The sequence below is a fragment of the Microbacterium sp. AC215 genome, from assembly GCF_979258645.1.
The window spans coordinates 3,029,282-3,049,769 of record NZ_OZ409869.1; the positions used below are offsets into that span (position 1 = coordinate 3,029,282).

General features: G+C 66.2%; 24 protein-coding genes. 13 read left to right on the forward strand and 11 right to left on the reverse strand.

What is annotated here, in order from left to right; genetic code table 11:
• Nucleotides 1-364: 364 nt before the first annotated feature.
• Both ACZZZF_RS14675 and ACZZZF_RS14680 read right to left on the reverse strand, forming a co-directional pair.
• On the reverse strand, nt 365-652 hold the full coding sequence (locus ACZZZF_RS14675; RefSeq protein WP_463499229.1) for a hypothetical protein: 288 nt from the start codon (nt 650-652) through the stop codon (nt 365-367).
• 189 nt (nt 653-841) lie between these two features.
• On the reverse strand, nt 842-1,078 hold the full coding sequence (locus ACZZZF_RS14680; RefSeq protein ID WP_463499231.1) for a helix-turn-helix transcriptional regulator: 237 nt from the start codon (nt 1,076-1,078) through the stop codon (nt 842-844).
• Between the two features lie 345 nt (nt 1,079-1,423).
• Between ACZZZF_RS14680 and ACZZZF_RS14685 the strand changes: the two genes are divergently transcribed.
• From ACZZZF_RS14685 to ACZZZF_RS14700, 4 genes are all read left to right on the forward strand, one after another.
• Nucleotides 1,424-2,563 carry a tyrosine-type recombinase/integrase gene (locus ACZZZF_RS14685; RefSeq protein ID WP_463499234.1) on the forward strand — a complete coding sequence of 380 codons (1,140 nt, stop codon included), beginning with the start codon at nt 1,424-1,426 and terminating at the stop codon, nt 2,561-2,563.
• Nucleotides 2,564-2,740: 177 nt separating this feature from the next.
• The gene (locus ACZZZF_RS14690; protein ID WP_463499236.1) at nt 2,741-3,352 is read left to right on the forward strand and encodes a hypothetical protein; all 612 of its coding nucleotides are present in this window, start codon (nt 2,741-2,743) and stop codon (nt 3,350-3,352) included.
• A 223-nt stretch (nt 3,353-3,575) separates the two neighbouring features.
• On the forward strand, nt 3,576-3,932 hold the full coding sequence (locus ACZZZF_RS14695) for a cupin domain-containing protein (protein ID WP_463499239.1): 357 nt from the start codon (nt 3,576-3,578) through the stop codon (nt 3,930-3,932).
• A 61-nt stretch (nt 3,933-3,993) separates the two neighbouring features.
• On the forward strand, nt 3,994-4,506 hold the full coding sequence (locus ACZZZF_RS14700) for a tetratricopeptide repeat protein (protein WP_463499242.1): 513 nt from the start codon (nt 3,994-3,996) through the stop codon (nt 4,504-4,506).
• A 221-nt stretch (nt 4,507-4,727) separates the two neighbouring features.
• On the opposite strand, the gene ACZZZF_RS14705 is transcribed toward ACZZZF_RS14700, so the two are convergent.
• Nucleotides 4,728-7,085, reverse strand: a complete 2,358-nt coding sequence (locus ACZZZF_RS14705) for an arylsulfatase (RefSeq protein WP_463499245.1) — start codon at nt 7,083-7,085, stop codon at nt 4,728-4,730.
• 242 nt (nt 7,086-7,327) lie between these two features.
• Here ACZZZF_RS14705 and ACZZZF_RS14710 point away from each other — a divergent pair, with 242 nt between their 5' ends.
• Nucleotides 7,328-7,819 (forward strand): DUF1269 domain-containing protein, encoded by a 492-nt coding sequence (locus tag ACZZZF_RS14710; RefSeq protein ID WP_463499247.1) that lies wholly within the window; start codon nt 7,328-7,330, stop codon nt 7,817-7,819.
• Between the two features lie 232 nt (nt 7,820-8,051).
• On the forward strand, nt 8,052-9,017 hold the full coding sequence (locus ACZZZF_RS14715) for an FUSC family protein (RefSeq protein WP_463499250.1): 966 nt from the start codon (nt 8,052-8,054) through the stop codon (nt 9,015-9,017).
• Between the two features lie 28 nt (nt 9,018-9,045).
• Here ACZZZF_RS14715 and ACZZZF_RS14720 read toward each other — a convergent pair whose 3' ends face one another.
• Together ACZZZF_RS14720 and ACZZZF_RS14725 are read right to left on the reverse strand one after the other, a co-directional pair.
• Complete coding sequence (locus ACZZZF_RS14720; RefSeq protein ID WP_463499252.1) at nt 9,046-9,228, reverse strand: hypothetical protein; 183 nt, start codon at nt 9,226-9,228, stop codon at nt 9,046-9,048.
• Nucleotides 9,229-9,273: 45 nt separating this feature from the next.
• A complete protein-coding gene (locus ACZZZF_RS14725; RefSeq protein WP_414021377.1) occupies nt 9,274-9,417 on the reverse strand; it encodes a hypothetical protein in 144 nt (47 codons plus the stop codon).
• 231 nt (nt 9,418-9,648) lie between these two features.
• Between ACZZZF_RS14725 and ACZZZF_RS14730 the strand changes: the two genes are divergently transcribed.
• Nucleotides 9,649-9,780 carry a hypothetical protein gene (locus ACZZZF_RS14730; protein ID WP_268776162.1) on the forward strand — a complete coding sequence of 44 codons (132 nt, stop codon included), beginning with the start codon at nt 9,649-9,651 and terminating at the stop codon, nt 9,778-9,780.
• A 177-nt stretch (nt 9,781-9,957) separates the two neighbouring features.
• Here ACZZZF_RS14730 and ACZZZF_RS14735 read toward each other — a convergent pair whose 3' ends face one another.
• The gene (locus ACZZZF_RS14735) at nt 9,958-11,199 is read right to left on the reverse strand and encodes a Fic family protein (protein ID WP_463499255.1); all 1,242 of its coding nucleotides are present in this window, start codon (nt 11,197-11,199) and stop codon (nt 9,958-9,960) included.
• 724 nt (nt 11,200-11,923) lie between these two features.
• Here ACZZZF_RS14735 and ACZZZF_RS14740 point away from each other — a divergent pair.
• A complete protein-coding gene (locus tag ACZZZF_RS14740) occupies nt 11,924-12,364 on the forward strand; it encodes a GNAT family N-acetyltransferase (RefSeq protein WP_463499258.1) in 441 nt (146 codons plus the stop codon).
• Nucleotides 12,365-12,437: 73 nt separating this feature from the next.
• On the opposite strand, the gene ACZZZF_RS14745 is transcribed toward ACZZZF_RS14740, so the two are convergent.
• The 3 genes from ACZZZF_RS14745 to ACZZZF_RS14755 form a co-directional block, all read right to left on the reverse strand.
• Nucleotides 12,438-13,094, reverse strand: a complete 657-nt coding sequence (locus tag ACZZZF_RS14745) for a hypothetical protein (protein ID WP_463499259.1) — start codon at nt 13,092-13,094, stop codon at nt 12,438-12,440.
• Between the two features lie 107 nt (nt 13,095-13,201).
• The gene (locus ACZZZF_RS14750) at nt 13,202-14,830 is read right to left on the reverse strand and encodes an MFS transporter (protein ID WP_463499261.1); all 1,629 of its coding nucleotides are present in this window, start codon (nt 14,828-14,830) and stop codon (nt 13,202-13,204) included.
• A gap of 163 nt (nt 14,831-14,993) precedes the next feature.
• Entirely contained in the window at nt 14,994-16,361 is a 1,368-nt protein-coding gene (locus ACZZZF_RS14755; RefSeq protein WP_463499264.1) for a D-alanyl-D-alanine carboxypeptidase family protein, read from the reverse strand.
• A 186-nt stretch (nt 16,362-16,547) separates the two neighbouring features.
• Here ACZZZF_RS14755 and ACZZZF_RS14760 point away from each other — a divergent pair, with 186 nt between their 5' ends.
• The 3 genes from ACZZZF_RS14760 to ACZZZF_RS14770 all read left to right on the forward strand — a co-directional run bounded on the left by ACZZZF_RS14760 (nt 16,548) and on the right by ACZZZF_RS14770 (nt 18,873).
• Nucleotides 16,548-17,153 (forward strand): hypothetical protein, encoded by a 606-nt coding sequence (locus ACZZZF_RS14760; protein WP_463499266.1) that lies wholly within the window; start codon nt 16,548-16,550, stop codon nt 17,151-17,153.
• Nucleotides 17,154-17,283: 130 nt separating this feature from the next.
• Nucleotides 17,284-18,126 (forward strand): lysostaphin resistance A-like protein, encoded by an 843-nt coding sequence (locus ACZZZF_RS14765; RefSeq protein WP_463499268.1) that lies wholly within the window; start codon nt 17,284-17,286, stop codon nt 18,124-18,126.
• A gap of 30 nt (nt 18,127-18,156) precedes the next feature.
• Nucleotides 18,157-18,873, forward strand: coding sequence for a TIGR00266 family protein (locus ACZZZF_RS14770; RefSeq protein WP_463499271.1), 717 nt, complete (start codon nt 18,157-18,159; stop codon nt 18,871-18,873).
• A 29-nt stretch (nt 18,874-18,902) separates the two neighbouring features.
• Here ACZZZF_RS14770 and ACZZZF_RS14775 read toward each other — a convergent pair whose 3' ends face one another.
• Together ACZZZF_RS14775 and ACZZZF_RS14780 are read right to left on the reverse strand one after the other, a co-directional pair.
• Nucleotides 18,903-19,256: a hypothetical protein gene (locus tag ACZZZF_RS14775; protein WP_187250164.1), complete on the reverse strand. Its 354-nt coding sequence runs from the start codon at nt 19,254-19,256 to the stop codon at nt 18,903-18,905.
• Between the two features lie 67 nt (nt 19,257-19,323).
• Entirely contained in the window at nt 19,324-19,641 is a 318-nt protein-coding gene (locus ACZZZF_RS14780; protein WP_053097674.1) for an NIPSNAP family protein, read from the reverse strand.
• Between the two features lie 99 nt (nt 19,642-19,740).
• On the opposite strand from ACZZZF_RS14780, the gene ACZZZF_RS14785 reads away from it, so the two are divergent.
• Together ACZZZF_RS14785 and ACZZZF_RS14790 are read left to right on the forward strand one after the other, a co-directional pair.
• Nucleotides 19,741-20,001: a hypothetical protein gene (locus tag ACZZZF_RS14785; RefSeq protein ID WP_053097671.1), complete on the forward strand. Its 261-nt coding sequence runs from the start codon at nt 19,741-19,743 to the stop codon at nt 19,999-20,001.
• Complete coding sequence (locus ACZZZF_RS14790; RefSeq protein WP_053097670.1) at nt 19,994-20,467, forward strand: BLUF domain-containing protein; 474 nt, start codon at nt 19,994-19,996, stop codon at nt 20,465-20,467. The genes ACZZZF_RS14785 and ACZZZF_RS14790 overlap by 8 nt, the downstream gene beginning before the upstream one ends.
• Nucleotides 20,468-20,488: the final 21 nt, after the last annotated feature.

Sequence of the window (20,488 nt, forward strand, 5' to 3'; positions counted from 1 at the left end):
ATGCCGTCGCCATCTGCGTAATCGATCGACGACGATTCCTGTCGCAGCAACCGTGCGGCCTATGTTTCTGTCCGCCACCGATGCGCCGGGAGCCATCGCCCCGGGGCGCAAATCGTGAACTGGGTGAGGACAGTCAGGCCGATGCGATCAAGGCTGCGAAGTAGCGATTGGCGACCAGGATCTCTTGGCCTCGCTCGAAAAGCATGAGCTCACGGACGTCGACGCCGATCTGCGCGCAGGGCGCCCCCGTGTTGACGGAGTCCGCCCCGCTCGGCAGGTCGATGAAGGGCCTAGAGGAGAGGGAGGATCGGCGTCGCAGCTGTCGGGCCTCCCTCTCGGGGCAAGCCGTTCCCGGCGAGGCCGCTTACGGACTGCTTCGGGTTGCCGGCTCGATGAGCTGAGCGACAGCCGCAAGCAGCCGAGCCGAGCGAATCGCCTCATCCTTGTCGCTCGCGACCTGCATCGTTGCACCGTTGCGGCTCTTGCGGGTTCGATGCTCTGGCCTGATGTCCAGAAGCTCATAGAGATCTTCGGCCAGTGCGCATCGTGCGTATCCGGCGGACTGCATAGCTTCTTCGATCCGCTTGTCGTACGCGGACTGCTCTGCTTGAAGCTCGGCGATCTGCTTTGCGCGAAGCTGGGAGGTGGTCATTCTCATGGCGTGCCTTTCAACGTTTTGGGGTGGGGAGCGACCCCGACTCGCGGGGTCCGGCTTGCAGGGGCTCGCGTCGACGCGCGAGGCGACTTGCGGTACCGCGGGATGCGCGTACCGAAGAGCGGCTGGTAGACATCGCCTAAGCGATTGACGCGGATCCGGGATGCGTTCGCGAGAAAGGAAGGCCTACGCGCTGAGTTCTTCCGCAGTGCTACGGCGCTCCTGTGCCATCAGCCACTCGTCGACGCTTTCGGGCCTGTAGCGGACGGCCCTGCCGCCTGCACGGATAAATGCGGGACCCGTGCCGCGGATGCGCCACTCGCTCAGAGTGCGCTCAGTTGTGCCCAGTGCCTCTGCCAGCGCCGCCGGCGTGATGAGCGTCGCGAGGACCGACGGAGAGGGGAGCGTGGTCGAAGCAGGCATACAGATCCCTGGGAGGTAGTTCTCTCTCCAAGAGACCCGCTTCATCTGGTCGTCGTGTACCGGCCAATATTGGTGAAGCGGTTGGTGCGGATGCACCGTCTCTGTCGCATCCCCGGAGCTTCCAGGAGGGCTACCGCCCGAACTGGGCTCAACCTGGAAGGGATTCGGAAACTAGCCTTTTACTTTCGGGCTGCAGAATCATGTATGCCGACACCGTAGCATACGTTTTCACTCGTTTGCGAGCAGAAAGCTGCGGTCGACGTCGTTGACGCGGGACGCTACAGATGTCAGTGGCGTGTCGTAAGCTCGCATCTCCACACTGAGAGCAGGACTTGCGGAGGACCGATGGGCAGCGCCTACTCGTACGACACCAGAGAAGGCAAACGGTGGGAAGCGCGATACCGCAAGCCCGACGGGAAGACCGCTCGGAAGGGCGGCTTCATGAGGAAGCGCGACGCGGAGGCCTACCTCACTACGGTGGAATCGGCGAAGCTCCAGGGATCGTACATCGCGCCGGGGGAGTCGCGTGTCACGGTCGGTACGCTTGGTGCGGCCTGGCTGACGGCACACGGAGCGGCGGTCAAGCCGTCGACGTTGCACAGTGATGAGAGCGCGTGGAGAGTCCACGTCGAGCCGGTCTGGGGAGATCGCCAAGTCGGAACAATTCGCCACACCGAGGTATCCGCGTGGGTGGCGGAGCTGAGCCGGAACCGGTCGGCGACGACCGTCAAGCGCTGTCATGGCGTGCTCGCTGCGATTCTGGACGGTGCTGTGCGGGACCGTCGCCTCCAATCGAACCCGGCACGCGACGTCAAGACACCTCGGAAGATTCCGAAGCCGAGGGCTTACCTCACCCATCAGCAGGTTGAGCGGCTGGCAGACGCATCGCTTTACCCGGACCTGGTGCGCTTCCTGGCCTACACGGGGCTCCGTTGGGGAGAAGCCACCGGGCTCAAGGTGGCGGACATCGACCTGTCGCGGCGCAGACTGAACATCACTTCGAACGCGGTGACCGTCAATGGGCATGTCGTCGTCGGTACGCCGAAGACCCACGAGAGGCGGACTGTCGTATATCCGGCCTTTCTGGACGACGCGATGACGCGAGCTGCGTCGCATAAAAGACCGGACGAATTGGTCTTTCCGGCGGATGCTGGAGGGTACCTTCGGCAGGGTAATGCCCAGTCGGGATGGTTTGCAGGTGCCTGCAAACGGGCGCGGCGAGAGGATGCGGCGGATGCCGCTGAGGCGCGTTCGCGCGGCGAGGGCATCCGTGCCGTCATGCCGCGAGTCACGCCCCATGATCTGCGGCACACGGCGGCGTCCCTGGCGATCAGCGCTGGTGCGAACGTGAAGGCTGTACAGAGAATGCTCGGTCATGCGAGTGCCGCGATGACCCTCGACACGTACGCCGACTTGCTCGATGACGATCTGGACGATGTTGCTTCGGCGCTGGACCGTCAGCGAGCCGCTGCGCTTCAGCAGTAACGCAGCAGTAACGGAACGCATGCGACGCACCGTGAACCGATGTGCGCAGATGTGAGCAACCTCCCCGTTTTTCCGCTGATTCCGCCCTCCCACGCACAGTCCGCTGGGCATCGATATGGGTTCAAATCCCACCGTCACCGCCACCACGAAGGCCCCGACTCCCTTGGAAACACTGGGATGCGGGGCCTTCGTCATGTCTACGTCTCCGCGATCAGCGATGTCTGGAATTCCGGCCATGTCGCTGCGACCGGCGCTCGCATCTGGGCGTCGGCCCGGGAATCGTGGGACTCGTCGCGCAAACTGAAGTATGTGGCGCGAGTTTCGATCGCCCTGAACGAGCCGCATCTCCTGTTGCCGATGAATGAGCCTCCGGCCGGCAGCTACAGCATCCTGCCCTGGGGGTCGGCGCTCCAGGTCACTGGGGAGGAGCAGCATCAGGATGTCCTTTCGGACTTCATCACTGGCATCGGTGACGGAATCGCCCTGGGAACGCTTGCGGTGATCGACGGCGGGACAGCGCGCGCACCGAAGACGCTGATCGAGATCCGGATCGATGGAGAGCGGGTCGGTCAGCTCACTCCCGCGTCCAGTCAGCACTTCGTGCCGACCGTCCGCCATCTGGAAACGCAGGGACAGGCAGCGGCGGCCTGGATCAGAGTGAAGGGGAGTGCGATCGCTGCTCAGGCAACCATCCAAGCTGCGAAAGCACACGAGTTGCCGGCAGATTGGTTCGAAGAGCCGAACACGATCCCGGTATTGCAGCGAAATGCAGGACCAGCGCGAGACTGAAGCTATCGCCCTGACCAGCTCAGGTGTCGCGCCACACTCCAACCACTCTCGCTCGCGTGACCATGCCTCCCCGGATAGTCCGGATAAGTGGTCTTATCGTGGCCAATGGGCCAGACGTTGAAGTGAGATGGGGCTGAGCAGGTATCTCGCGTTTGAGCAGTGCTCGAGCGGGATCGCGAGGGCGCTCGCGTCTGCAAAGTAGATCGTCTGCGAGGATCGAAGAGTGCCCGAACCTGTCGATGTCACCAATGCTGATCACTACGTGTGGGGCGAGGTCTCCGACGGGTGGCGACTATTCGACAGTCCAGGGCTGTCGGTGATCGAGGAGCGAGTACCGGCCGGAGCCGGCGAAGAGTGGCACGTGCACGAAACTGCGACGCAGTTCTTCTACGTGCTCGAAGGAACCGCTCAGATGCAGACCGCTGAGGGCGCCGTCGACCTCGAGGCCAGGCAGGGAGTCGAGGTCCCGCCTGGGCTCGCGCACCGGTTCTTCAACCCTGGGGAGACGGAGACGCGGTTCCTCGTGATCAGCACCCCAAACACGCGAGGAGACCGACGGCCCGTCGACGTCGCGCTCTGAGGCGTGTGCTTCGGATAGCGTGACCGAGTACGGTTCCACCGCCGTGCACCGGGGGGCCACGATGGCAACGGACAAGCTGAACGCTGAGCTGGATCGGATCTTCCAGGAGCGAGACCGCGAGAACATGGCGCCGACGATCGCGGCGCTTCGCCCGATCCTGGAGAAGCACCCACACGATCCGCGCGTGCTCTACGAAGTCGGCGGCGCGTTCGACACCGCCGGCGAAGAAGTCATGGCGAAGGGTTACTACCGGCGCGCCCTCGAGAACGGACTCCACGGCGACATCCGCCGCCGGTGCTTCCTCCAGTACGGATCCACGCTGCGCAACCTCGGCGATCTGGACAGATCAGCAGAGGTGTTCCGGACAGCTCGCGAGGAGTTCCCGGACGACGTGGCGCTGGGCGCATTCGAAGCGCTGACGCTGCATGCGCAGGGGCACGCGAACAGAGCATTGGGGAGCCTGTTATTGCTACTCGCGGATCACGTGCATGTCGATGAGCTCGAGCGGTACAAGGCCGCGATGCGCGGCAACGCCGACTACCTGGTCTCGCTCGACGCGCATGAGCACCGTTGAACGCTGGACCGGTGCATCGCCCTCGCGGGATGAGGGTCGCGCACGCTCGGGCCGAGATGGTGCGATCGTGAGTCTGTCAGCGGGCGCCGGGGGGCGTGCGCTGACATCGGGTGTGACGCCCGGCGGGCACCGGCGTCACCCGGGATGCCCCGCCAGCGTTACCTCCCTCGAGGCGGGGCATCCCACCTCGAGGACGTCTCGCTGCCCGTAGTCTCACGCGTTCATTGCTTGAGCATCGCGACGGCCAACTTGTGTTCGTCGTCGATCAGGTGGGAGTGGTCGTCGTCGCCGAGGTCGATGCGTACCCAGTCGATCGTTCCGGTGAACGCGTTGCCGGTCGCGCCGTAATCGGGTGAGACCGGCGATGCGAGGTCTTGGCCGACATCGACGGTCTCGTCGAAGGTGAACTGGTAGGGGATTGTCTTCTCGATTCGGCCTTCACCGATCTTGTCTTCGCCGGCGAAGAGGGTGACCGTGCCGCCTTTCGCGACGCCGCCTCCGTCGTAGGCGAAGTGTGCTCGCAACTGGCGGTCGCCGATTGGCGCAGGCTCGTCAGAGCGTACGATGTCGACGGTGATGCCGAGGAGGTTGTACGCGAACGCGAGAGCACCATCCTTCAGGTAGAACGACCAGCCTCCGTACGCGCCTCCTTGCGCGATGAGCACACCGTCAGCACCCGCGTCGGGGATCGATACCTGCGCGGTGACGGTCCACGACTTGTTCTTGATGTTGATCGTGGTGTTCTCGCTCATGCGCTTCATGCCGGGATAGAACTTCTGCGTGTCGCTGACGACGAGTTGCGGCCGGCCGGCGATGTCCGGGTTCATCCGCTCGGCGGAGCGAATGTCGAGGGGAAGCACGTTGAAGCGTGCCGCCTGGATGAGGAACAGCCGCTGCAGGTGAGCGAGGCGTTCGGGTTCCTCGGCGGCAAGGTCGTTGGACTGTGTCCAGTCTTCCTCGACGTTGTACAGCTCCCAGACATCGTCGTCGAGGCCATGGGATGACGCGAGCCAGGGATCCTTATGCTTCGCGACGGCCGTCCATCCCTTGTGGTAGATCGCGCGGTTGCCGATCATCTCGAAGTACTGGGTCTCGTGCTGCTCGGCCGCGTCGGCATCCGCGTCAGTGAAGGTGTAGTTCATCGCCGTGCCCTCGTAGGGGCGTTGGGTGACACCGTTGACGATGCTGGGCTCGGGGATTCCGGCGGCTGCGAGCACGGTGGGTGCGACGTCGATGACGTGACTGAACTGGTTGCGGATGCCGCCCTTCTCCACTCCGCCGTTCGGCCAGCTGACGATCGTGCCGTTGCGGGTGCCGCCCCAGTGGCTCGCCACCTGCTTGGTCCACTGGTATGGGGTGTCCATCGCGTGAGCCCACCCGACGGCGTAGTGGTTGTAGGAGCGCGGGGTGCCGATGTCGTCGATGTGATCGGCGACGTACTGTTCGGTCTCGATCTCGTTCATGTGGTTGATCGTGAAGCTCTCGTTGGTCGTGCCGTGCATCGACCCTTCGGCACTGGCGCCGTTGTCGCCGATGATCACGTAGACGAGGGTGTCGTCGAGGATGCCGAGCTCTTCGTAGGCGTCGAGCAGCCGGCCGACGTGGTGATCGGCATAGGCGAGGAATCCGGCGTAGACCTCCATCTGGCGGGCGAGAGCGGGCTTGATCAGATCGCTCATCTCGTCCCACGCGGGGATGCCCGGGCTGCGCTCGGTGAGTACGGCGTCGGGCGGGATGACGCCGAGCTCGAGCTGGCGCGCGAACGTTTCCTTGCGGATCTCGTCCCAGCCCTGGTCGAACTGTCCTTTGTACTTGTCGGCCCACTCAGCAGGCACATGGTGTGGTGCGTGAGTGGCGCCGGGGGCGAAGTAGGTGAAGAACGGCACGTCAGGCGCGAGGGACTTCTGCTCGCGGGCCCAGGCGATCGCTTTGTCGGTCATGTCGCCCATGAAGTGGTATCCGTCTTCGGGGGTACCCCAGGGCTCCACGGGTGTGGTGTTCTCGTACAGAGCCGGGTACCACTGATTGGTCTCGCCCCCGATGAAGCCGTAGAAGTACTCGAAGCCGTTGCCGGGACTCGGCCATCCATCGAATGGGCCGATCGCGCTCGCCTGCCACACGGGCACCTCGTGGCACTTGCCGAACTGAGCCGTGTTGTAGCCGTTGAGCTTCAGCGTCTCAGCCAGCGGAGCGCAGCTGTTGGGACGCAGCGAACTGTAGCCGGGTGCGGAGGTGGCGATCTCGGTGATCCCTCCCATGCCGACCGTGTGGTGGTTGCGTCCGCTGAGAAGTGCCGCCCTCGTGGGTGAGCAGAGCGCCGTGGTGTGGAAGCGGGTGTACTTCAGTCCTGCGGCCGCGACGCGCTCGAAGTTCGGGGTCTGCACGGGTCCGCCGAAGGAGCTGGAAGCGCCGAATCCGGTGTCGTCGATGAGCACGATCAGGACGTTCGGGGAGCCTTCAGGGGGGCGCACCGGGGTGATCGGCGGGAACGTGGTGTCGGGGTCGGTCGCGTCGTAGGTGACCGTGCCCGTGTAGGCGAGGTCCGGGATCGGAAGAACAGAACGCTGCACGTCGGACATCGCCACTCCCTGAGGTACGGCGAGCCGGTCTCGCCCTGTGCGGCCGAGCGTATGCGCCACGCGCGAGGCGGAAACGGGCGGGTCACCCTTCGAAGGTGAGGGGCGGGAACGCCCCGTCCTGCGAGGCCGCATCCTGTATCTGGCAGGCGGCGCCGGTGGCGTTGTCCGGCCGTTCCAGGCTCAGAACCATCTGCCGCCGAGAAGGAGCTTCTTGACGGCACTTCCACGAAAGCAGGATCCCCATGGCCGATCTCATCGTCATCGCATACGACTCCGAAGCGGACGCGGAAGCGGCGTACAACCGGGTGCAGGAGTTGCAGGGCGACCTCGTCGTAGAGCTCGCCGGGCTCGCACTCGTCAAGGTCGACGGCGAGGGTAAGACCAAGGTCGAATACCCCGGGACCACCGGCAAGGTGGGCGCCGGTGCCGCCGGCGGGGCTCGCTTCGGCGGACTGATCGGGATCCTCTTCTTCGTCCCCTTCGCGGGACTGATCTTCGGAGGACTCTTCGGTGCCCTGTTCGCGGGCCTGGACAAGACTGGCTTGGACGCCGAGTTCCGCAACCGCGTGAAATCGACGGTCACCGCCGGGAAGTCCGCCATTGTCCTCTACGCCGTGAAGCTCACCGAGGACAAGTTCGCTGCAGCGCTCGCTCCGTACAACGGCACCGTCGTGCAGACATCACTGTCGGAGGAAGACGAGAAGGAACTCATCCACGACCTGGGCTCGCACTGATCGATCGCTACGTGTGCGCTGAGGCGGTCGGCCCCAGATTCGTCGCGCGGGACGACGAATCTGGGGAGGCTGCTGCGCGATCCGTAGCCGACGCACCACCTCCGCAGCCGGCCCCATGCCTCTCAACGCCGGCGTCGGCGATGGGCGGCATCGTCACTCCACCTCGTTCGGGTAGGCCATGAACGATCCTCGTTCGGCGCTGGCCCACCGCCCAATCCAGTGGCATTGGACGATGTTCTTGCTCGGTGCGGTGTACGCCGTGCCCGCGATGATCGTCATGCCGTTCAGCCCAACAGCGGGGCTCGCTCTCGCGGTCGGGGTCATCCCGGTCGCCGCATTCGATCTTCCCGGCTACCGCAGAGGTCGACGCATCATCCCCCTCGTGGGGCTCCTCAGCGCTGTGGGGTTCCTGACCGGCTCTCTCTTGACGCAGGTGCCGTTCCTTGCGGTTTGCGCCATGTTCGGCCTCGCCGTCGGCTGCACCTGGTGGGCGCGGCAAGCTCGAGCGGGCGCGCTGGCGCTTGCGGTGGTTCTTCCACTCACGGGCATCGCGTTGTCCTATCGCGATCTCGCGGAAGGTGCCCTGATTGCCGTCCTCATGCTCGCTGGATCCCTCTACGCATGGGGCGTGGCGATGCTCTGGCCGGAGAGGCAGGTCGCCCCTCCTGCGCGTCCACCCACCCCGACGCGGCAGGAGGCGCTCACATACGGCGCCCTTCTCGGTATGGCAGCCGCGATCGCCGCGCTCCTCGGATACGTGCTCGAACTGGAGCACGTCGGCTGGGCGACGGGAACTGTCCTGCTGGTGATGCGACCCGGCCGAGAGCAACTCGTCTTGCGTGGTGTCGGGCGAGCAGCGAGCGTCGTGGCCGGAGCCTTCGCTGCGGCATACCTGGCCGGACTTGATCCCCCTGTCGCAGTCACGATCGCCACTGTCGGACTGGCGATCGCTGCCCTCGCCGCAACACAGGGCAGCCGGTGGTACATCGCTCCGGCGTTCACCACCTATCTCGCGCTCACGCTCATCTTGCAGGGCATCGGAGAACGACCAGGACTCCGCTTTGCCGAGCGGGCACTCGAAACACTCATCGGCGTCGCCCTGGCACTGCTGTTCGGCGCCGTGATTCCCATCCTCATCCGAGCGGTGCGCACCGCTTCACAGAAGCAGGTCTCCGACGGTCAAGGGTCAGGTGCCTAGCTGGCGATCACTCAGTGAGCAGATCAGCTTAGAGCTGGGCGGCGCCCGCGGCGTCAAGCGCGAGGATCTCGTCTTCGGGCACCTTCCGCAGCCGCTTGCTGAACGCCGCTTTGGTCAGGAGGACTGCCTCGCGCTCGTTGTCGTTGATGACCTGACGCAGAGCGACCAGCTCGTCGGTGTCGTGCGGGGTCGTGCTGTAGATGAGAACCATCGGTGTCTCCTCGAGGTCGTGTGTGGGGTGAGCGTCGAGCGCAGGTCAGGTGATCTCGCCTGCCTTCAGCGCGCGCTTGATCGCTTTCATCGACCGCCAAGGGCGACCCTTCAGCGCGTCGTCCTGCGTGATGACGAGAGCTCGGATGTGCCGGGCGGTCTTCTTGTCGATCGGCTTCGGTTCAGGCATGGGGTCACTCATTCGGGGTCAGGAGGCGGTCGTGACGAGCGTGGGTGGAGGCTCGCTGAGCAACTGAGGTTTGTGAGGTTGGAAACTCGAAACCCCCGGAATCACGCGGATCGACGAGGACTCCGCATAGAGAGGTTTCTGAGGTTGCGGTCGCCAGCCGCAGTGGCCGGCTGACCGGATCCGTCGCGCGGGGGATGACCGCGGGCACGCCGAGTCCGTAGCGTGAAGCGCATGGATATCGCTTCGATGATCATGGGCGGCTCGATCGTTTCGATCGGGTGGATCGCGTTCTGGCCGTGGGCGCAGCTGAAACGGCTTCGCGAGCTCGAGGGAACTGCAGCCGCAGGTCCGGACCCGGATTAGACCTCGTTCAGAGGCAATGCGCGCTCGGATCCGCTCGATTGCTGGGGGTCTCCGTCGAAGTGCCCAGCAACCGAGCGCAGGGGAGCGCACGAAATCCGCGACATTCCGCGGAAGTCGGATCGGGGGTCATAAGCAGTGCCGACCCGCCGGGGCTTATGACCCCGCGCTGGCGCGCGGCTAGCCTCGAGCGGTCATCCGGCGGATCTGCTCGGCGTATCCGTCGAGGACGTCGAAGATCCCGCGGTGCTGCCAGACGCGGTTGCGTCCTTGGCCGGTCGTCTCGGTGAGCACCCCGCGATCGGTGAGTGTGTCCAGCGCCCGCAGCGCCGCCATCTCGCCGAGTCCGAGCGCGCTCATGAGGTACTTCGTGTTCACAGCCGGCTGGCCCACGAGCGCGGGAAGGACCTTCCAGACCGCAGCGTCGGAGCGGACGCCCTGGAGTAGAGCGCGGGACTCGTCCAGCTGCGCGACGAGATCGTCGACCAACTGCGTCCCCGTGGACGCGGCGATGCGACTCGCCATGGCGAACTCGCGGATGATCGGGGCAGCGTCGCCGGCTCGGAAAGCGGTCAGCGCCTGGAAGTAGCGCCCGGTGTTCACGAGCAGTCCTGCAGAGATCGGTACGGCGGTGGAGCCGACGAGACCCTTGTTGCGCAGGATCGACTGCGCGAGCGCGCGGCCGGTGCGGCCGTTGCCGTCGACGAACGGGTGGATGGTCTCGAACTGGGCGTGCGCGACAGCGACCTGAACAAGCACGGAGATGTCCTGGCGCTGCACGAATCTGACCAGGTCACCGATCGCACCGGGAATCCGGTCGTGGTGGGGACCTATGAACTCCGCCTGGCGGGGGCCGGCGTTGCCGGGGCCGATCCAGACCTGTTCTTGGCGGTAGACACCGGCTTCCTGCTCGAGGCCGGATTGGTGGCGCAGCAGAGCGTGGTGCATCTGCAGGATGGAATCCTCGGAGATCTCGTCCGAGAGCGCGAGGGCTGCCTCCATGGCGCGGACGTTCCCGATCACCGTGAGCGCGTTGGCCTTGTCGCCTTCATCGATCTCGGCGAGAGCGAGCTGCTTCGCCGACGTCGTCAGCTGCTCGATCTGTGAGCTGGACGCGGACTCTGTGCGCAGCAGGATCGCGGTCATCGGGCCCAGGGCCGGGTTGTCGGTGCCCAACGTGCGCCGCGCATGCTCGTCGAACGCGACCAGCTGGCGCGTGGCGTCTTCGACATCAGCGGCATCTTCGCTCGGGACCTGCGGGCTCCAATGAGCGATCGGAGCTGTGACCGTCGCCTCAAAGGGCCCGGTCTGACGCACAACCTCGGCCCGTGAGAACATCCCCGGTGCCCGCGGCTTCCAGTCCAGGGTCTCGCTCGAGACAGCATCGATGGGGATGCGGGTGCTCGGCGAAGACGTGGACATCACACCATGATACCAACACTTATGAAACTAGGTGTTGGTAGGGCGTGTATCAACCCGCGTCTGGCGCGAGGGGCTGTCTGCGGCGAGATCATGTCGCCGGATGAACGCGAGCGTCTCTTCGGTCGTGAAGGTTCTACCTCCACGTTCGGCGAGAGCCTCGATCCGAAGCGACTCGGATCTCCTGGAGACGTGCGAGACGCGCCTGGTCTGGTGGGTCGATCATGGTGACTGTCGATGACCTTGAGCGGTACAAGCCCGCGATGCGCGGCAACGCGGAGTACCTCGTCACTCGACGCCTAGCTACGTCTTGTGGGAACGGACCCGAGCGGGGATCCTGAATCTGCCGGATGGCGCCGGGGGCGATCATCTGGCCGGAGTGACTCCGGCGGGCACCGGCGTCACTCGGGGTGCCTCGCATCAGCGTTCCTCTCTCGCGCGAGGCGTCCCGCATCCGTCCTCCGCGACGAGAGGCCCGGGAGGTCACAGCGGTGATGCCGTGTGTCGACGAAGCCAGCGGATCGCTGAGCTGTCGCCGCACCCAGATCGCACCGTCGGACAGCGCCACGGATCGAGAGGCGGCGCATGATCGAAGAAAAGCTGGGGCCGGCCCCCGACTCTCCGTCGTCGCGCCAAACTGATGTGGTCTCTGTGGCGACACAAAGGCCAAGGCCGGGTCTACCGGCTCGATCGGGTGAAGGAGCAGCGGACTGTGCAGACGCGAAGATTGACCGCAGATGAAGTGCGCAGACACGCGCCGCGCCTCCTTGAGCTTCAGCACGAGGCGTACGCTGTCGAGGCTCGGCTGATCGGTGACGACCGCATTCCGCCGCTTCATGAGACGGCGTCCGACCTGCTTTCGGCTGCCTTGGAGTGGCTGGTCTGCGTCGACGAGAATCACCAGATCGCCGGAGCGGTGGGATACGTGATCGAGAATGACGTCGTCGACCTCGACCGCCTCATGATCGACCCCACCCATCACCGGAAAGGCCTGGGCGCCGCGTTGGTGGGGCAGGTCATGTCGCTCGCGCCCCAGACGGTCGTCGCGACCGGGCGCGACAATGCGCCAGCTCGAGCGTTGTACGAGTCCCTCGGCTTCGTGCACCAGTCGGATGCCGAGCCGATTCCCGGCCTCTGGGTCAGTCGCTACTCTCGCACCCGAGCGTGAGCGAGTTCGAGACGAGACCGACTCACCCTTCGCCTGACGCTCGACTCCGGATGCTCCCGCCTCGCGCCCGCGCTCACGCGCAGGATTCGTATGGCGGCTCGTCGAGGGTCGTCGCCGTCACGCCCCAGATGATGTCGGTTCCGGCGGTATAGGTCAGGAAGACCGAACCGGTGCCGGCTTCCGACTCGATCGCGAGATAGCGGCGATCGCCGACGCTCTCGACTTCGACCGCGTCAGGGTAGACGGCCAGCGCCTGGTCGAGCCGAGAACCGAGACCGATCCCCCCAGCGGTCAGCGGGCCGACGGCCGGCTTGCCTTCGAGGTCGACGGGCGAGGCGGACACCTGCACGAGGTCGACCACCGCGGGGTCCTGTTCCGAGACCTCGGGGCGCTGAACGGTGAGCATGTATCCGTCGGCCTCCGTGGACGCGAGCCACGGGCAGGCGTCAACTGGAGCGGCACCCGCCGCCGCCACGGCTTCGTCGTAGGGCGCGCCGAGTTCCACGTCTCCGATGCCCGATGGGCTGACGCCCGCGGCCGGCGTGGAGGATGCGCTGGGCGACGGACTCGGCGCAGGATCAGCGGATGCCGTCACCGTCTGCGTGACCGTCGGGGTGGGGGACGCGGGGGCTGCGCATCCGGCCAGCAGCGCAGCCGTGACCGCCATCCCGAACAGGGGCGAGAGGATGCGTGCACGGCGAACCTGGGGTCGTCTGGTGTCGATATCCATGCTTCGACGCTATCGGCGCGGTCGTGACCAGCCCGTCGATTCTCACGGGATTCCCAGATGCCCGGCATCCGAAAGGCGCAGGCCTTCTTCTGTCCCCCTGAGCCCGTTCAGCGCTGAGGTCCGGGTCTCCTGCGAGGCGGCGTGGGCTCGGGAAAGTAGTGCACCTCTGTGGGCTCGCCTTCGGTGTGCGCCCGCGCGGTCGCCTGGATCTCACGGTCGCGACCGGTCAGTCTCTGGGTCTGCTGCCGTCGGTACTCTCCCCAGGAGGGGACCATGAAGGACTCGAGCAGCAGGTCCTGCTCTTCGCCGCTGCGGAGGAGAGTCCATCGGTACCCGCCGGTTCGCCGCCGCGAACTCTCCACCAGTCGCATGGATTCTCGGAACGCGTCGATGCTGTCGGGGCGCACGGTGTAGGTGATCTGCACGAGAACGGGGCCGTCGGTCGGCTGGGGGTCGAGGACGAGAGTCGGGGTGGGCCATGACATCGAGACGGTCCGGTCGACGGTGCTGGTGCCCGGCAGAAGGGGCAGCCACATCACACTGGCTGCGATGACGACGAGCAGCGCCGCGGCCACGGCCAGCGATGTCGCCGTGCCGACTGCTCCGGCCAGGGCACCCCAGCCGAACGACCCGACGGCCATCGTTCCCATGAAGACGAGGATGTAGATCGATGCTCCTCGCGATCGCACCCACTGCGGGAGGGTCAATTGCAGTGCGGCGTTCAGCACGGTGAGCGTGCCGATCCACGCCACCCCGGCGAGAACGAGCAGCAGCAGCATGGGGACGAACGGCAGCCATGCCGCGGCGAGCGTGCCGGCTGCGAACAGCACAGCGCTCACCGCGATCACCGCGTTGTCCGAGAACCTCTTGCGGGCGATGGGCAGAACGAAGATGCCGAGCACGGCCCCGGCGCCGAGCGCTCCGAGCAGGAAGCCGTATCCGCTCGCTGTGAGGTCGAGCCGTTTGGCGGTCACGGGAAGCAGCGCCCACAGTGCGCTGGCGGGCAGGGCGAAGAGAGCGGACCTCAGAAGGATGCGGCGCACGAGGTGGGCGGATGAGACGTACCGGACTCCTGCCCGCAGCGCGGCCGTGAAAGGTTCCCTGTCGTCGAGTCCGCTCTGCGGCGGCCGTCGCCACCACAGAAGGGCGACGACTGCTCCGATGAAGCTGAGCGCGTTGATGCCGAAGACGACGGGCGCGCCGAACAGCGACAGCAGCACGCCAGCGAGCGCGGGGCCGACGGCGCGGGCACCGTTCACCGTGACGCCGCCGAGCGCGGAGGACGCGCCGATGAGCGGGCGGGGCACGAGTTCCGGTTGGATCGCCTGCCAGGCCGGGGACGTCAGCGTGGAGGTGATACCGAGCAGGAACGTGAAGCCGAGGATCGTCCACGGAGTGAGCTCGTTCAGGGCGGCGATGACGGTCAGCGCCGCGGCGATCACGGCGCTCGCCACCGACCCCCAGATCAGCAGTCTGCGGCGGTCGAGGGAGTCGGCGAGCACGCCCGCGGGGAGGGAGAACAGCACGGCCGGGGCCAGACTCGCCGTCTGCACGAGGGCGATGATGGTCGCGCTGGCCGCGGCGTCGACGAGGTACCACTGTGCGCCGACGGTCTGCATCCAGGTGCCGATGTTGCTGCCCAGCTGCGCGAACCACAGCACCCGGAATGCCGGGATGGCCAGCGGCGCCCAGGCGGAGACGGCGGCGGATCTCGGTGCCACAGGTCGAGAGGTCATCGGGTCTGCTGACATATCCGGCTGTCCTTCCGCAGAGCACATCGAGCCTGGCGCCTCGATGCAGATCGTATAGCCGGAGAACGCAGGCGGAGGTCGATCGGTCGATCTTTCGACTTTCGTCCGAAGGTCGGCACGCAGCGTTCCTATGCGCGGTCGAGCGGCCTCAGCCCTCGGCGTCCGTCGCGGAGCCGAGCTCGGACGGGTGGGTGAGCCGCCACCACTCGGTGGGCGGATCGATGGTCCCTGCGATGGTCACCGGGGCAGTGACGGTGTTCGGTCCGGCAGTCCAGGTGACGGTCCCCACGGCCGTGCCGTCGCGGTAGGTGGGAGGGGTGTCGATGTCCATCGTCAGCTCGATCGGCGTGTCCGACCAGGTGAAGATCGATGCGTCCTCGCCGATGACCAGGGTGGCGGTGGACCCCCAGGGTGTCGAGATCGTTCCGATCTCCTGGCCCTCGCTCGCGACGGGCACCTGATGGAAGCCGGAGCGGATGCTCTCGAGCTCGGCGATCACGGTGGCATTCACCGACTCGCGCGATGATCCGCCGAGGACGACGCCGGTGATCGCGAGCGGATCGGCCGCGCCCACGTCGAGGGTCGCCGTGTACAGCAGGCTGTGCGTGCCCTCGCCGAGGTTGCCGGTCTTCAGTCCCGTGATCCCGGCGGTGCCGAGGAGGGCGTTCGTGTTGATCAGCTGACCGGCGCCGGGGATCGAGACCGAGGGGGTCGCGACGATCCGAGCGATCGCCGGATGCGCGGCGGCGAGCTTCGCGATGGCCAGCAGATCGGCGGGCGTGCTCGTGTTGCGCGGACTGATGCCAGTGGGCTCGGTGACCGTCGTTCCGGTGAGGCCGTGGGATGCGAGCCAGGCGCGCGTCGCACTGAGGAAAGCGCTCTGCGACCCGAAGATCCGGGAGGACAGCGCGTCGGCGTAGTTGCTCGCGGAGGGGATGAGCATGACGGCCAGGGCATCGTGCAACGACATCGAGGTGCCGGTGGGCATCGGAGCGATGGTCGCACCCTGCACGTAGTACTGGTCGTAGAGGTCGTGATCGGCCTTGCCGAACGTGATGGTCGGTCCAGGGTCGTCTGCGGAGGCGAGCGGTGACGCGTCGAGGATGACGAGGGCGGTGATGAGCTTGGTGATGCTCGCGATCGGGAGCGGCTCGCCCGTCCCCGTCGCCGACCACGTGCCGCTCGCCCCCTCGCCCAGGTACGCGTCGGCGCCGGACACGCTGATCGCCGATGCTGCCGCGGTATGCGTGGCGACGGCAGCCGCGTCGCCGACCGGGACCTGCGGTGCGCGTGCGGTCACGGCCGGCGGACCCACCGGAGCCGTGAGCGCCCACCCGACGTACCCTCCGGTCACGGCCAGCACCAGGACCACGCAGACGGCGGTGATGATGAGTCCTCGTCGCCGGCGTCTTCTGCGCACCGCGGGGTCGACCCGATCACCGCTGAACTCCTGCTCATGCGCCATGAGCTCCACGAAATCGGACAGCCCATCCACCGGCTGCCCGGGTGCCGTCATCGAGAGCCCCTCATCGCGTCCACCCGTCGCTCGCATTCCGCAGAAAAGGCCATCCTCTCGTATGCCGGCATCCTCCGGTATCCGCCGTTCGGGGGACAGCAACCGGTTGAAAGCCGAACGGTGATCCGATGGACTGACGGGATGCGATCGACGACTCCGATGCCGGGCAACCCTTGGCCGCACGACATGTCCATCACCGTGGAGGACAGACCACAGCTCCTGCTCGAGTTGCTCTGGATTCGAGAGGCGCACGATCTGCGTCCTGTCGGCGAGACGCTGCCGCCGAGGCTGATCGAGACGCCCGCGGCTGCGGCGAACCCGGTGGATGCCGTCACCCGCGACCGCTGGTCGGCAGCCTGGTCGCGGATCTGGGAGGACGTGCTCGCTCACGCCGCCGTCGAACCCGACCGGGGGCTGCTCGACGCGGTGTTCAGCTCAGATCTGAGCTCCACGGAGCGGGAGCGCCTTCTGCGCGAGCTCGTCGGGCCGGCATGGCGAGACGAGTTCGGCGGCGATGTCTTCGACGATGAGGCATACCGAGACTGGGAGCGCCGCGGCTTCGATTCTCACGTCGAGACACGACCGACGACGCTCGCCGAGAGTCCCGAGCATCGAGACGTCGAGGCGCTCGCGGATGCCTGGCGTCGCGGCCTGTTGAAGGTAGTGACCATCCCGTGCCGCGAGTCGCACGTGCGACAGATCGGCCCTCACGCGCTGTTGGTCACTGATGAGGTGCGCAGCGACAGCGCGCAGTATCGGTCGGCTCTCGGCTCGTTCGCTCCGAAGGGGTGAGCGATGTCTCTGCGTCAGTCGGCGGACGACGAGCGGAGGGTCCGCAACCCTAGGATTGCCAAGGAGACCGGAAGCTCGCTCTCATGCGGCGCCGACGGGGCGCCGTCCGACGAATCAGGGGAGCCTCAGGATGAAGACCGCAATCGAACGTCCCCGCAGCATCTGGCTCGCCCTCGCGGTCGTGGTGTTCTACGTGCTGTGTGCGTGGGGGCTCGGGAACCTTCTCGGCGGACTGGCCAGCGAGGACGATCCTCTGGCTGAGTTCTCCTTCGGCCACTTCATCCCGCTCGCCGTCGCAATCGGCGGCATCCTGCTGTTCCTGCGCTGGACCCGCTGGGGTGCTGACGTGTGGCGAGAGCGCCCCACCCCGACGCTCACTCCGCGCCGCTGGTGGCTGATCGCCATCCCGGTCCTTGCCGTCGCCATTCCGGTGATCGAGATGTTCGACGTGCCCTGGGCTGAGCGCTCGCTCGGACTCCTGGTCGTGCTGGCGCTCGGCACGCTGATGGTCGGCTTCGGGGAGGAGCTCGCGATCCGCGGTGTTCTTCTCACGGCCGTGCGAGCACGCTTCGGAGAATTCTCGGTGTTCTTGATCACCTGCTTCGTGTTCGCTCTCGCCCACATCCCGGGGTACCTGTTCATCGATCTGCCGCTCTTCATCATCGCCTTCAACGTGATCGCCCTCATGTCCGCCGGTGCGACGTACTACTGGATCCGGCGCGTCACCGGACGCATCTGGGTCGCGATGATCGTTCACGCACTCACCGACTGGGTCCTCTACGTCGGGGACGCGGACGGGCCGCCGTCCGCTTCTGTTCCTGTCCAGCACGCCCCTGCCGACGACTCGGGCGTGGGCGCGCTCGCGTATATAGAGATCCTGCTCATGGTCCTGCTGGCGATCAGCGTGATCAGCGTCATCCGGGAGAGCCGACGCGACAAGCGCAACGCGCTCAGCGACGCGCCGGGGCGCTAGATATCGGTATATCGAGCGTATGTTGGACGCATGAAGCCGACTATCGCGGGAACGACCATGCCGATCCTCGAGGTCACGCTCGAGGCGGGAGAGAAGATCGTCGCCGAAGGCGGTGACGTCGCTTGGATGTCGCCGGGCTTCGAGCTCAACACCTCGACCGTGCATGGAACCGGCGGACAGGGCGGCTTCCTCAGTGGGCTCAAGCGCGTGCTCGGCGGAGCGCAGCTGTTCCTGACGGAGTACACCGCGCCCGCGCAGGGTGGTCTCGTGGCCTTCGCCGCGCAACTTCCGGGCACGATCCGTCAGCTCGACATCGACCCTGCTGATTCCTTCATGGTGCAGCAGGGGTCGTACTCCGCGAGCACGACGGGCGTCGAGGTCTCGGTGGGCCTGCAGAAGAAGCTCGGAGTCGGGATCTTCGGCGGAGCCGGAGTCGTGTTCCAGAAGCTGGCGGGCAACGGTACTGCCTGGGTTCAGCTCGCGGGCGAGATCACGGAGTACGAGCTCGCCGCAGGGCAATCGCTGCTCATCCATCCCGGTCATCTCGCCATGTTCGAGTCGCAGATGGAGCTGGAGTTCACCTCGGTCAAGGGCATCAAGAACAAGTTCTTCGGGGACTCGCTGTTCCTCGCCGAGATCCACGGCCCCGGCCGGATCTGGCTGCAGTCGATGACTCCGGCGAAGCTGGCCGCTGCGATCGAGCCGTACCTGCCCGACCGCTCGTCGAACTCGAGCAGCAACTCCTAGAGCGCGACGTCGATCCCGCGGAGTCCGAGCTAGTCGCGGTCGGCGTCGATCAGCTCGAGGAGTTTGCGCAGCTCGTCGCGGATCTCGGTGTGGTCGTACTGCCCGGCACGGCTCTCACCGGAGATGACTCCCGAGCGGCGTACCGAGCGGAGATCCCCGAAGGGGAAGGAGTACGCCTTCTTCGTCTCGGGGTTCTCGCTCTTGTCGATGCCCAGGTGCCAGTGGGAGAACTCGGTCCATCCGTGCTGCTCGATGAAGCGGTTCTCGTCGTCAGCGCTGGGCGCGGCCTCCGACCAGTCGTCGCGCTCGTCGCGGACGACCTTGCCGTCGCGGACCAGCGAGCGGGCGTGTTCGAGGGCGGGGTGATTCAGTTCGATAGCCATGCGCAGACGCTAGGACGGAGAGCGGCACCGTCGAACCCCCTTGACGCACCGGGCGGGAACATCCTCCTCAGTCGGCGTCGGCCGAGAAGACGGGGCTGAGGAAGCGGCGCTCGTAGCGGCGGATGCATTGGGTCCTGCGCGCGAACTCGAAGGCCTCGATGCACTCGGGGTCGGTCTTCGATGCCGTGCGGTAGACCTCGTACTCGGCCAACGAGGGGAACGTGAACAGCGCGAACGCCTCATCGCTGTCGCCTTCGCTCGGCATGAAGTAGCCGTGGTGGGTCCCGCCGTGCTTCGCCACCAGACGGATCCATGCCCTGCCGTACTCGGTGAAGTCGTCGAGCTTGTCGGGGTCGATCTCGTAGCGCAGGTGAACCGTGATCATGTCCTTGATCCTGCCAGAGCCGGACCGCGCGTTCCGATCGTCACTCCGCCTGGAGGATGATCCGGAGCCCGCCCGGAATCTCGAAGGTACGCTGAGGGCATGGGTGATCAATCGCCGACGCCTGTTCGCCCGCTCTGGGCGAGCGTGGCAGACGGCTTCTACGTGGGCAGCCAGGACGGCTCCTTCCTCGGCTACGTCGACCGTCTGTCCGACGGCGTCTGGCGCGCATTCGACGCGGCCTCGCGTTCCATCGGCGACTTCGCGGACCACCATCGAGCGATGGCGGCGGTGACAGCCACCGTCGAGGTCGGCGCGCATCGGTCGGCTCACCACGGCGGGGACGGGGTGCGGAATGACTGAACAGAATCCGCTCGTCTCGCTCGTCTACTGCAGCAGCGCCACGCAGCCGTTCGGCGAACACGAGCTCGGTGAACTGCTGGCAGTGAGTCGCGCCCGCAACAGCGACCGCGACATCACCGGCATGCTGCTCTACCGCGGCGGAGAGTTCGTGCAGATCCTCGAAGGGCCCAGGGCTGACGTCGAGGCGTTGATGGAGAGGATCGGCCGCGACCCGCGACACACGGATGTCCGCGTGCTGATCGAAGAACCGCTGCACGAACGGCGCTTCCGGGACTGGACGATGGGATATCAGTCCCTCGTCGCTCCCGAGCCTGGAACGGCCTCGGGATATCGCGACTCGTTCGACGATCTCCGCATGGGCGATCACGACATGATCGGTCGCGCGATCATGGAGCTGACGCTGTGGTTCCGAGTGCGTGAGTCGGCCAGCCGGCAGCCCGTCGAGAGCGAAGCTCGGTCGCGCTAGCCGTCATCTGAGGCGGATGGG